The following is a 12,358-nucleotide window of genomic DNA, read 5'->3' on the forward strand; positions in this document are numbered from 1 at the left end:
ATAGGATAGCCCCATGAGCACCCCGGCCCGATTCATTCATCTTCGCACCCATACCGAATATTCCCTGCTGGAAGGCGCGATGCGCCTGAAAAAACTGCCCGGCCTATGCGCCGAGGCGGGGATGCCGGCAGTGGCGGTCACCGATACAAACGCGCTTTTCGCGGCGTTGGAATTTTCCGTATCGGCACAGGCGGCAGGCATTCAGCCGATCGTCGGCTGTCAGGTCGATGTGACCTTTGATCAGGCCGCGCCGGGGGAACGCCCGAAAGACCCCGCACCGGTGGTTCTGTTGGCACAGACCGAGGAAGGCTATGAAAACCTGATGCGGCTTTCGTCGTGCCTTTATGTCGATAAGGGTGGACAGTTGCCGCAGGTCACGATCGACCAGTTGGAAGAGTTCTCCGCCGGTCTGATTTGCCTCTCTGGCGGGCCGGACGGGCCGGTGGGCCGGGTGTTGCAGGCAGGCAACCGCGACGCGGCGCAAGGATTGATGCGAAAGTTGGCGGCGCTTTATCCGCAGCGGCTTTATGTCGAACTGCAACGCCATCCGGGCGAAGATGGCCTGCCGCAAAAGGAAAAACTGACCGAGCGCGGTTTCGTCGAAATGGCTTATGATCTGGGGCTGCCCTTGGTCGCCACCAACGATGTCTATTTCCCCAAGGCGGATATGTATGAAGCGCATGATGCGCTGATCTGTATTGCCGAAGGCGCTTATGTCGATCAGTCCGAACCGCGCCGGCGGCTGACGCCACAGCATTATTTCAAATCCCAGGAAGAAATGATCGCGCTGTTCGCCGATCTGCCGGAAGCCATCGAAAACACGGTGGAAATTGCGCGGCGCTGCGCCTTTGCCACCTATCGCCGTGATCCGATCTTGCCGAAATTCGCCGATGACGAAGTGGTCGAACTACGCCGTCAGGCCAATGAGGGGCTGCAAAAACGGCTGGCGGTGATCCCGCATGCGGACACGCCTGAAAAATATCAAGAACGGCTCGATTTCGAACTGGGCATCATCGAATCGATGGGCTTTCCGGGCTATTTCCTGATCGTGGCCGACTTCATCAAATGGTCAAAGGATAACGGCATTCCGATCGGCCCCGGCCGGGGGTCGGGCGCGGGGTCGCTGGTGGCCTATGCGCTGACCATCACCGACCTTGACCCGCTGCGCTACAGCCTGCTGTTCGAACGGTTCCTGAACCCCGAACGGGTGTCGATGCCCGATTTCGACATCGATTTCTGCATGGACCGGCGCGAAGAAACGATCCGCTACGTGCAGCAGAAATATGGCCGCGACAAGGTGGGACAGATCATCACCTTCGGTGCGCTTTTGTCCAAGGCGGCGGTGCGCGATATCGGCCGGGTGCTGCAGATGCCCTATGGTCAGGTGGACCGACTGTCGAAACTGATCCCGGTCGAAGGGGTCAAGCCGCTGTCGATCGCCGAGGCGCTGAAGCAGGAAGAACGGCTGCGCGAAGAAGCCCGCAACGAAGAAGTGGTGGACCGGCTGCTGAATTACGGCATGCAGGTCGAAGGGCTGCTCAGGAACGCTTCGACCCACGCGGCGGGGGTGGTGATCGGGGATCGGCCGCTGGACCGGTTGGTGCCTTTGTACCAAGATCCGCGCTCGGACATGCCCGCGACCCAGTTCAACATGAAATGGGTGGAACAGGCCGGGTTGGTGAAATTCGACTTTCTGGGCCTGAAAACCCTGACCGTGATTCAAAATGCCGTCGACTTGATCAAGAAGAACGGGCGGCATTTGCATATCGGCCCGGATGGCAGTCAGCTATATGAACCGCCCGAAGGCGCGGTCGACGATATCGGCCATATCCCGTTGGACGACGAAGCCACCTATAAACTTTACGCCAGCGCCAAGACCGTCGCGGTGTTCCAGGTGGAAAGTTCGGGCATGATGGACGCGCTGCGTCAGATGAAGCCCAACTGCATCGAAGATATCGTGGCGCTGGTGGCGCTGTATCGGCCCGGCCCGATGGAAAACATTCCCACCTATTGTCAGGTGAAAAACGGGGTCAAGGACCTCGAATCCGTTCATCCGCTGATCGACCATATTCTGGAAGAAACCCAGGGCATCATCGTTTATCAGGAACAGGTGATGCAGATCGCGCAGGAAATGGCGGGCTACTCGCTTGGCGGTGCCGACCTGCTGCGCCGCGCGATGGGTAAAAAGATCAAGGAAGCGATGGATGCCGAACGCCCCAAATTCGAAGCCGGGGCGGCGGCAAACGGGGTCGACAAGAAAAAGGCGAGCGAAGTCTTCGACCTGCTGGAAAAATTCGCCAATTACGGTTTCAACAAATCACACGCGGCGGCCTATGCGGTGGTCAGCTACCAAACCGGGTGGCTGAAGGCGAACCACCCGGCCGAATTCATGGCCGGGGTGATGAATTGCGATCTCCACCTGACCGACAAGCTGTCGATCTATGCCGAAGAAGTGCGCCGGGGCCTCGATATCGAAATCGTGCCGCCCTGCGTCAACCGGTCATTGCCGACTTTCGACGTGGTCGACGGGGCGTTGATCTATGGCTTGGGGGCGCTGAAAAACGTCGGCATCGAAGCGGTGCGGCTGATTTCCGATGCACGCGGCGACAAGCCCTTTGTCACCCTGTTCGATTTTGCACGCCGGGTCGATTTGAAACGCGTCGGCAAGCGGCCGCTGGAAATGCTGGCCCGCGCTGGGGCCTTCGATCAGCTCGATCCCAACCGCCGCCGGGTGTTCGAAGCCTTGGATCCACTGGTCGGCTATTCGGCGGCGATCCATGAACAGCGGGCCTCGTCGCAGGTGTCGTTGTTCGGCGAAGCGGGCGATGATTTGCCCGAACCGCGCATCCAGAAGACCGAAGATTGGCTGCCCGCCGAACGTCTGGCCGAAGAACACAAGGCGGTCGGGTTCTACCTGACCGGCCATCCGCTCGACGATTATCTGCCCGCGCTGAAACGCAAGAAGCTTCTGACCTTGGATCAACTGCGGCTGAAGGCCGAAGAAAACGGCGCCGCGATCGAACGGGTCGGGGTGTTGGTGTCGGGACTACAGGAACGCAAATCCGGGCGTGGCACCCGGTTTTTCCGCATGAATATTTCCGACCCCACCGGTCAGGTCAGCGGCATGGTGATGTTTCCCGAAGATTTCGATCGGGTGCGCGCCGTCTTCGATCAGACCAATCAGGTGGTGATGACGCTGGAGGCGCGGTTCAACGAAGGCCAGTTCGACCCGATGGGTCGGTCGGTCGCGCCGATGGATACGATCGTGGCCGATGCGGGATCGGCGGGATTGCGGATTTTCGTCGAGGATGAGGCCGCCATTTCCAGCGTCGCTTCGGTACTGGGCGGGGCGGCGCAATCGGCCCCCGGAGCCGGGCGCGGTCCGATCTATTTCTGCCTGATGAATCAGGGCCTGCCCGGAGAAGTCGAAATCGATCTGGGCCAGGAATTCCCGCTCAACCCGCAGATCAAAGGCGCCTTGAAAAGCCTTGAAGGGGTGATGGAAGTCGAAGAGGTCTGAACCTTCTGACGCAAGGAACTTCCCGTCCCCCTTTGTTCAAAGGTGGTTTTGCAGGACCGGCGTCTGTCAGGGTCAATAATGCGGCGGCTGTTCCTGACCGGTGAAAATATGCGATCCGCCATCGGCCTCGCGTTCCGCTTCGCGCTGCATCAGCATCGCCACCCGCCGGGTCAGCACGTCGATTTCGCCCTGCTGCCGGGCAACGATGTCGGACAGATCGTCAACGGTGCGGATCAGGTGAGCCATTTTTTCTTCGATCTGTTCCATGCCGGGCCTCTGTTGGTGGGATTTGACCCTAGCACGGAGAACCGGCGCAGAAAATCCCCCGTCTTGGGGGGCTTTGCCCCCTCTTGGCCATGGGCCAATTCACCCCCAGAGTATTTTTGCCAAGATGAAACCGGATTTGTCAGCCGGTTCGACCAGTGCTTGCTTGCTCCTCAGCCCTGCATCCGCTAGAGCCGTGCGCGAGTTTAAGGCAAGGACCAAACCGATGGCCAAGCAGAAAAAAGCCCCCCGTCCCAAGGCAGAAACGCCCAAGGGTTTCCGCGATTATTTCGCTGCCGAGGTGACCGAGCGCGCCGAGATGCTGCAAAAGATCGCCGGGGTCTATCATCGTTACGGGTTCGATGCGCTGGAAAGCAGCGCGGTGGAAACGGTCGAAGCGCTGGGCAAGTTCCTGCCCGATGTGGATCGCCCGAACGAAGGCGTGTTCGCCTGGCAGGAAGACGATGACGACGGACGCGGCGACTGGTTGGCGCTGCGCTATGACCTGACGGCCCCCCTTGCGCGGGTTTACGCCCAGCATCGCAACGATTTGCCGACGCCCTACCGCCGTTATGCGATGGGGCCGGTTTGGCGCAACGAAAAGCCGGGGCCGGGGCGGTACCGCCAGTTCTACCAATGCGATGCCGACACGGTCGGCGCGGCCAGCGTGGCCGCCGATGCCGAGATCTGTTCGATGCTGTCTGATACGCTGGAAGAGGTCGGCATCCCGCGCGGCGACTACATCGTCCGGGTCAACAACCGCAAGGTTCTGAACGGCGTGCTGGAGACGATAGGGCTCGAGGATGACGAGTTGCGTGCATCCGTTTTGCGGACCATCGACAAGTTCGACAAGGTTGGGGAAACTGGGGTTCGAGAGCTGTTGGGGAAAGGTAGGTTAGATGCTTCAGGTGCGTACATTGATGGTGTTGGTTTAAGTGACGCACAAATCCAACCGGTACTAGAATTTGTCAACGCGTTTGCAGCAGTTCAAGGCAAACTGGCGCTGGAAGCTTCCCGCGCTCTCGAAGAAGGTGCAACTGATCGAGCTCAGCAACTAGATCGCGCACGGTACGCGGTTTCACCTGAGTTCCGTGATACCCCAGAAATCGCCAATGACGAAGAGGCCAAGAAAATTTGGACCACTCGGGTTCTTGATCACCTTCAAGATTTGATTGGCAATTCGACAGTCGGATTTGAAGGCGTAAAAGAGCTGCGTCAAATTAGCGAACTTCTTCTGGCGCAAGGGTATGGGCCAAATAGGATCATGATCGACCCGTCGGTGGTGCGCGGGTTGGGCTATTACACCGGCCCGGTGTTCGAGGCCGAGCTGACCTTCGAGATCTTCGACGAAAAGGGCCGCAAGCGGCAATTCGGATCGGTCGCGGGCGGCGGGCGTTACGACGACCTGGTGAAACGCTTCACCGGGCAGGAAGTGCCCGCGACCGGGGTTTCCATCGGGGTCGACCGCCTGCTGGCGGCGCTGCGTGAAAAGGGACGTATCCAGAGCCACGCCACCGGGCCGGTGGTCGTGACGGTGATGGATCGCGACCGGATGGTCGATTACCAGGCGATGGTGGCCGAGCTGCGCAATGCCGGTATCCGCGCCGAGGTCTATCTGGGCAATCCGAAGAATTTCGGCAACCAGCTGAAATACGCCGACAAGCGCCAATCGCCCGTCGCGGTGATCGAAGGCGGCGATGAGAAGGCAAACGGCGTGGTGCAGATCAAGGACCTGGTGCTGGGCGCCAGGATCGCCAAGAACGCCACGCTCGAAGAATGGAAGGAACGGCCAAGCCAATTCGAAGTGCCGCGATCCGATCTGATCGCCAAGGTGCGCGAAATCCTGGAAGGGCAGGCCGATGCCTGACAAAGCCAGGATCCGGGCCGAAGCCGCGCGGTTGCGTACCGCGTTCGAGGCCGAGGGGGCGCAAGCGTTCGAAACCACCATTTTGCAGCCCGCCGAGGTTCTGCTTGACCTTTATGGAGAAGAAATCCGGGCGCGCGCCTATGTGACATCGGACGCGTTGCGCGGCGAACAGATGCTGCGGCCCGATTTCACCGTGCCAGTGGTGCAGGCGCATATGACTTACGGCGCGGAACCGGCGCGTTATACCTATGCTGGCGAAGTGTTTCGGCGTCAGGAAGACGATCTTGATCGCGCCAATGAATATGTGCAGGTCGGCTACGAAGTGTTCGACCGCGACAATCCCATCGATTCCGATGCCGAAGTGTTTTCGGTGATCAAATCCGCTTTGGGCGGCGCGGGATTGCGGGCCGCGACCGGCGATATCGGTATCTTGATGGCTGCCGTCGAAGGGCTGCAGACCACCGCAGCGCGCAAGGCAGCGCTCCGGCGTCACATCTGGCATCCACGCCGGTTTCGCGCCCTGCTGGATCGCTATGCGGGCCGCACCCCCGTCCCTGCGACGCGTCGGGCGCTGCTGGCTGCGGCGGACCCCTTTGCCAAAGGGGCGCCCGAAATCGGGCTGCGGTCGCGCGCCGAAATCGCGGCGCGGATTACCGCGCTGAAAGCGGATGCCGAAGCGGCACCGATTTCAAAGCGCGAAGTGGGGCTGCTCGATGCGATCCTGCAAGTTCGTGAAACCTTGCCCAATGCTTTGGAACGGCTGCGCGACATCGCGGTGGATATGCCCGCCGTCAGCCCGGCGGTGGATCGGTTGGCGCGGCGCATGCAGGCGCTCGACCGGCGCGGCGTGGATGTTGCGGCGCTGGATTTCGAAGCCAGCTATGGCCGCACATCGATGGAATATTACGACGGTTTCGTGTTCGGATTCTATGCTGAAAACCGTCCCGACCTGCCCGCGGTGGCGACCGGCGGGCGCTATGACGCGCTGACCCGGGTGCTGGGGCAGGGGGCCGAAATCCCGGCAGTGGGCGGCGTGGTGCGCCCGGGCCTGTTGCTGGAACTGGAGGCGGGACAATGAGCGTGAAGCTGGGGGTGCCCTCCAAGGGCCGGTTGATGGAAAAGACCTTTGAATGGTTTGGCGACCGCAACGTGCGGCTCAGCCGGACCGGGTCTGACCGTGAATATGCCGGCCGGGTCGACGGGGTCGAGGGGATGGAACTGGTGCTGCTGTCAGCGGGGGAAATCCCGCGCGAACTGGCCGCCGGGCGGATCCATCTTGGCGTCACAGGCACCGACCTGATCCGCGAAAAGCTGGGCCAATGGGACCAAAAGGTGGACCCGCTGGCCGAACTGGGCTTCGGTCATGCCGATCTGATCATCGCGGTGCCGGGATGCTGGGTCGATGTCGACACGCTGGACGATCTCGATGCGGCGGCGGCGGCATTTCGGGCCAAGCACGGGTTCCGGCTGCGGGTGGCAACCAAATATCACCGCTTGGTGCGCGAATTCCTGCGCGATCACGGCGTGGCCGATTATCAACTGGTCGACAGCCAGGGCGCGACCGAAGGCACGGTCAAGAACGAAACCGCCGAAGCGGTGGCCGATATCACCTCGACCGGCGATACGCTGCGGGCCAATCACCTGAAAATCCTCAGCGACGGGCTGGTGCTGAAATCGCAAGCAACGCTGTTCCGGTCACGGGTGGCGCCGGTGTCGGTCGCTGAACGGCAGACGATCAAAGACCTCTGCCGAATGCTGGCGGTCGATTGATCCGGCAGTTCGCCTAACCCCCCGCGCAGCGCACCGATGGGGCAGAACCCCTAACCGATCAAGGGCTCAAAGCACCCCGATTTCGGCAAGCGCCGCCGACAATTCGCTTGGCAGCGCTTCTTCCTGTTGCCGCTGCGCTGAGATATCGGGCGGGCTGTCTTCGGCGGGCAGATAGCGCCAGCCCTGAAACGGCCGTCGCGGGGCCTGGGTCGTGCGGTGCAATTGGGGATCAAGCACGATGGCGCAGCGGCGAATGCCGTCTTCGCCGATCATCTCGTCGAGCCGCAAAATCCGTTGGCGGCATTGCACTAGCCCCTTGATCACCCAATAGATCGATCCGCCATTCAGCAGCTCGGATTCGCGTTTCGGCCACATCCGGGTGACGTGGCGCGGCAAACCGTCAGCCGTCTGGGCGCGGTGCAGCGCCTGCCATTCGGTCAGATTTTCGACGTCGTCGGTGCCGACGCTCAACTTGATCAGATTGATGTGCTTATCCACAGCTTACCCACAGAGTCGTCCAGAGCTTCAACCTGATATTGTAGTCTTCCGGTGACTATGGACAAGGTGTTGTGGTAGCATGGGCACAAATTTCCCGATTGTGGAAGTTTTGACGTTGAGAGTTCCGGGTTGCCTGTAGTATCGAAGCCGCCTCGCCTATGCCGATCCGATTCACCGAACTTGAAGGACCATCCCATGACCCGTTTCGCCGCGCCCATTTCCGAACAGATCTGGGATATGAAATACCGCCTCAAAGACGCTGACGGAACCCCGGTGGACCGGACGGTCGAAGACAGCTGGCGGCGAATCGCGCGGGCGCTGGCGGAAACTGAAAAAGAACCCGAACTTTGGGAACAGCGGTTCTATGAGGCGCTGGAAGATTTCAAATACCTGCCCGCCGGGCGGATCACCGCCGGGGCTGGCACCGGGCGTAGCGTGACCCTGTTCAACTGCTTTGTCATGGGCACCATCCCCGACAGCATGGCGGGCATTTTCGACATGCTGAAGGAAGCGGCGCTGACCATGCAGCAGGGTGGCGGCATCGGCTATGATTTTTCCACCATCCGGCCACGCGGCGCGGATGTTCTGGGCGTGGCGGCGGATGCGTCGGGGCCGCTTTCGTTCATGGATGTCTGGGATGCGATGTGCCGCACCATCATGTCTGCCGGGTCGCGCCGCGGTGCGATGATGGCGACGATGCGCTGCGATCACCCCGATATCGAAGATTTCATCACCGCCAAATCCGATTCCGCCCGGTTGCGCATGTTTAACCTGTCGGTGCTGATCACCGATGATTTCATGGACGCGGTCAAGGCGGATGGTCCGTGGGAACTGAAATTCGGCGACAAGGTCTATCACACACTGCAGGCACGCGACCTGTGGAACAAGATCATGCAGTCGACCTATGATTTCGCCGAACCCGGCGTGATCTTCATCGACCGGATCAACAAGGCCAATAACCTCAGCTATTGCGAAACCATTGCCGCTACCAACCCGTGCGGCGAACAACCCTTGCCGCCCTATGGCGCTTGCCTGTTGGGGTCGGTCAATCTGGCGCGACTGGTGGCCGATCCGTTCGGCGACGATGCCAAGCTGGATCAGGATCAACTGGACGATCTGGTGCGCATCGCGGTGCGGATGATGGACAACGTGGTGGACACGTCGCAATTCCCACTGCACGAACAGGCACAAGAGGCGCAGAACAAGCGTCGGATCGGGCTGGGCGTCACCGGCTTGGCCGATGCTTTGCTGATGGTCGGGCTGCGCTACGGCAGCGACGAAGCCGCGCATCAGGCCGAAGACTGGCTGCGCCAGATCGCCCGCTCGGCCTATCTGGCGTCGGTTGATCTGGCCCGCGAAAAAGGCGCGTTCCCGCTGTTTGACGCGGATAAATTCCTTGCCTCCGGCACCATGCTGCAAATGGATCACGATGTCCGCGCCGCGATTGCCGAACACGGTATCCGCAACGCCTTGCTGACCTCGATCGCGCCCACCGGCACGATTTCGCTTTATGCCGGCAACGTCAGTTCCGGCATCGAACCGGTCTTCGCCTATGCCTATACCCGCAAGGTGTTGCAAAAGGACGGCAGCCGGACCGAAGAAGAAGTGGTCGATTACGCGGTGCAGATGTGGCGCGACAAATTCGGCGACAAGGACCTGCCCGATTATTTCGTAAACGCCCAGACTCTGGCACCGCTGGATCACGTCAAGATGCAGGCGGCGGCGCAGAAATGGGTCGATTCCAGCATTTCGAAAACCATCAACTGCCCCGAAGATATCAGCTTCGAAGACTTCAAGGATGTCTATATCGAAGCCTATGAAACCGGCTGCAAAGGCTGCACCACCTACCGGCCGAATGATGTGACGGGGTCGGTTTTGAGCGTCAGCGAAGTCAGCGAAAAGGCCCCCGAAGCCGATACCGGCGCCGACGTGATCTATATGGCCGAACCGCTGGACCGGCCGCAGGCGCTGGATGGCCATACCTACAAGCTGAAGTGGCCCGACAGCGAACACGCGATCTATCTGACCATCAACGATATCCTGATCGGCGGTCATCGCCGCCCGTTCGAGGTGTTCATCAATTCCAAGAATATGGAACATTATGCCTGGACGCTGGCGCTGACCCGGATGATTTCGGCGGTGTTCCGGCGCGGCGGCGATGTGTCCTTCGTGGTCGAGGAACTGAAAGCGGTATTCGATCCGCGCGGTGGCGCATGGATGCAGGGCAAATACATTCCTTCGATCCTTGCTGCGATCGGCGGGGTGATCGAACAGCACCTGATCCGCATCGGTTTCATCGAAGGCGAAGGCATGGGGCTGAAATCCGATCCCAAGTCCGAAGTCGTGGCAATCGGCGAAGCCCCGCGCGGCAAACCCTGTCCCAGCTGTGGCCAATTCGATTTGCGCATGGTCGAAGGCTGCATGACCTGCATGAGCTGCGGCCATTCAAAATGCGGCTGAGCCGGGTAGGTCAGCAGGTGTGACGATGTATCGACGGGCAATTGAGGGACATTCTGGCCCCAATAACGACCATTGGGTGGGTCTAAAATGACCACAGACATCTAAGTCATTGAAATTGTTTAATCTGGGAAATGCCGGTCCGGAAGGATCGGCATTTTCGTTTAAGGGCCGAGTTCTCCGCGTGCAGGTTGACCGACTCTGTAAAATGTTCTCATTACGTTCTTAAGGGTCCGGATCCTCTTACTGTAACTTTTGCAGCTTCGCGCTGCTGAATGCTGGTCGCATATCGAAAGGTGTGCCGGCTCAGAGAGGATATCCAATGCCCCGCATACCATTTGCTGATGTCAGGTTCCTTCCCGAAGACCTGCCGACTGAATTCGAGCTCAACACGCGCTTGAAACGTTTCCTGTGGCGTTACAGGGAGAACATGGAGAATCCTCCAGATGAGTTGAGATTGTCGGACGAGGATCGTGCAAAGATAGAGCGCCGAACACAGAAATACCTCCGCGCGGTCGCGAACCAATCCGGGTTGGCGCATCTCGACAGGAAAGACCGTGCGCGGCTCGAGGTCTTCCGCAATGGCGCAGAGATACAGCCTGTAGAGACAGAGCACCGCGCCGACGAGATCGCCAGCGCCATTCATACCGCCATGCCTTGGATGGCGCCGGCTACTGACCGCCTCTGGCGGGATATGCGGGCTTCGGCCCGCAACGGCGATCCTGCCCCCCTTGTTCGGCCAATGCTCCTCGTCGGTCCGCCAGGGATCGGGAAGAGCCACTTTGCCCGCCTGCTTGGGGATCTGCTCTCCGTGCCAACGACAATCATCGAAGCCACAGGGGAGCCCGCGTCATTTTCTGTTACGGGGTCACAGCGAGGCTGGGGATCCGCAAGCCCGGGAAAGATTCTGGAAGGGATCATGGCGTCTCAAATAGCCAATCCTGTGATCGTGATCGACGAGATCGAGAAAGCTGGAGGTGTCCAGTCGACTGGCGGTCAGCGCTATTCTCTGGATGAGGGGCTGCTACCGCTCTTGGAGAGGACTACTGCGCGCCACTGGTCATGTCCGTATTTCCGCATCGGCTTCGATATGTCCTGGATTACCTGGGTCCTAACAGCCAATAGCCTACGTGGTCTGTCGGAGCCTTTCTTAAGTCGATGCCCTCCAACGAAACTGGCCGCCCTGACGCAGGAACACCTGATTGGCTTTGCGGAAAGGGAAGGGGCGCGTCGCGATCTTCCCCAGGATGCCGTTGATGCGGTCAAGGAGGTCGTCGAGGCCATCCGGACTCCGCACCACGTCAGCCTGAGATCAGTCATTCGGATGCTGGATGCTGTCGAGCAGGCGATGAACCGTCCAGTGTTGCACTGAACAAGGTCGGCGGGGCCGAGGTGCGTCTCGTCCGAATGACCTTAATGTCCGTCCCTCAATCACACTATCAAATTCATAATGGAGTTCGCCATGAACAATAGAGACTTTTGGGCTCAGAAAATACGTACCGCCATCACCGCTGCCGATGGTGGCCCTTCCGAACATGACCTCGCCAGTGCCCCCGCGCTGAGCTACTGGCGTCCGCATATCACTCATCGTGGCGCCCCAATTTTGTGGGGGATGGCTTCGGGGCATCCGACACTGGCTGAAGGCTGGATCACGACCTCACAGCTTGTCGCGATTGACGTCGACCGAGCTTGGGCACGTACGGCGTCACGGTGGTATGTTTTGACTCAACCCTTCTCTGGACCTGTCACGGTTTCGTGCCGCCCCAAGTGCTCGTTTAAGCCACCTTCCGCTCAAAAGCGACGGGGCTTTTCCAGCCCAGTGCTGAATGGCGTCGGCGCGGATTATAGAAGCCATTGATGTATTCGAAGATAGCCATCTCAGTTTGCCGCCTGGTTGCCCATGACCGCCGCCAGATCAGCTCGGCCTTGATGGTTTTGAAGAATGTCTCGACGGCCGCATTGTCATAACAATTACCTTTGCC

General features: G+C 59.9%; 10 protein-coding genes. 7 read left to right on the forward strand and 3 right to left on the reverse strand.

Features of this window, described 5'->3' with window-relative positions:
- Positions 1 to 13 precede the first annotated feature (13 nt).
- The gene (dnaE, locus tag TG4357_RS16160) at positions 14 to 3,520 is read left to right on the forward strand and encodes a DNA polymerase III subunit alpha (protein WP_058263917.1); all 3,507 of its coding nucleotides are present in this window, start codon (positions 14 to 16) and stop codon (positions 3,518 to 3,520) included.
- Between the two features lie 72 nt (positions 3,521 to 3,592).
- On the opposite strand, the gene TG4357_RS16165 is transcribed toward dnaE, so the two are convergent.
- Positions 3,593 to 3,787: a SlyX family protein gene (locus TG4357_RS16165; RefSeq protein WP_058263918.1), complete on the reverse strand. Its 195-nt coding sequence runs from the start codon at positions 3,785 to 3,787 to the stop codon at positions 3,593 to 3,595.
- A 223-nt stretch (positions 3,788 to 4,010) separates the two neighbouring features.
- Here TG4357_RS16165 and TG4357_RS16170 point away from each other — a divergent pair, with 223 nt between their 5' ends.
- Genes TG4357_RS16170 through hisG form a run of 3 tightly spaced genes read left to right on the forward strand, consistent with a single transcriptional unit; the run spans position 4,011 to position 7,421 of the window.
- Positions 4,011 to 5,651, forward strand: a complete 1,641-nt coding sequence (locus TG4357_RS16170) for a histidine--tRNA ligase (RefSeq protein WP_058263919.1) — start codon at positions 4,011 to 4,013, stop codon at positions 5,649 to 5,651.
- A complete protein-coding gene (locus TG4357_RS16175; RefSeq protein ID WP_058263920.1) occupies positions 5,644 to 6,729 on the forward strand; it encodes an ATP phosphoribosyltransferase regulatory subunit in 1,086 nt (361 codons plus the stop codon). The genes TG4357_RS16170 and TG4357_RS16175 overlap by 8 nt, the downstream gene beginning before the upstream one ends.
- Positions 6,726 to 7,421 (forward strand): ATP phosphoribosyltransferase, encoded by a 696-nt coding sequence (gene hisG / locus TG4357_RS16180; protein ID WP_058263921.1) that lies wholly within the window; start codon positions 6,726 to 6,728, stop codon positions 7,419 to 7,421. The genes TG4357_RS16175 and hisG overlap by 4 nt, the downstream gene beginning before the upstream one ends.
- A gap of 66 nt (positions 7,422 to 7,487) precedes the next feature.
- On the opposite strand, the gene TG4357_RS16185 is transcribed toward hisG, so the two are convergent.
- Positions 7,488 to 7,919: a DUF1489 family protein gene (locus TG4357_RS16185; protein WP_058263922.1), complete on the reverse strand. Its 432-nt coding sequence runs from the start codon at positions 7,917 to 7,919 to the stop codon at positions 7,488 to 7,490.
- Positions 7,920 to 8,114: 195 nt separating this feature from the next.
- On the opposite strand from TG4357_RS16185, the gene TG4357_RS16190 reads away from it, so the two are divergent.
- From TG4357_RS16190 to TG4357_RS19975, 3 genes are all read left to right on the forward strand, one after another.
- Complete coding sequence (locus tag TG4357_RS16190) at positions 8,115 to 10,379, forward strand: adenosylcobalamin-dependent ribonucleoside-diphosphate reductase (RefSeq protein WP_058263923.1); 2,265 nt, start codon at positions 8,115 to 8,117, stop codon at positions 10,377 to 10,379.
- A gap of 319 nt (positions 10,380 to 10,698) precedes the next feature.
- Positions 10,699 to 11,748, forward strand: a complete 1,050-nt coding sequence (locus TG4357_RS16195) for an AAA family ATPase (RefSeq protein ID WP_058263924.1) — start codon at positions 10,699 to 10,701, stop codon at positions 11,746 to 11,748.
- Between the two features lie 90 nt (positions 11,749 to 11,838).
- Positions 11,839 to 12,234 (forward strand): DUF6634 family protein, encoded by a 396-nt coding sequence (locus TG4357_RS19975; RefSeq protein WP_306345487.1) that lies wholly within the window; start codon positions 11,839 to 11,841, stop codon positions 12,232 to 12,234.
- Here TG4357_RS19975 and TG4357_RS16200 read toward each other — a convergent pair.
- Positions 12,152 to 12,358: IS3 family transposase (locus tag TG4357_RS16200; protein ID WP_144433930.1), on the reverse strand; the 207-nt coding region annotated here is incomplete at its 5' end. The genes TG4357_RS19975 and TG4357_RS16200 overlap by 83 nt on opposite strands.

Origin of the sequence: Thalassovita gelatinovora (assembly GCF_001458355.1) — a bacterium.
In the GTDB taxonomy this organism is placed as follows: Bacteria; Pseudomonadota; Alphaproteobacteria; order Rhodobacterales; family Rhodobacteraceae; genus Thalassobius; species Thalassobius gelatinovorus.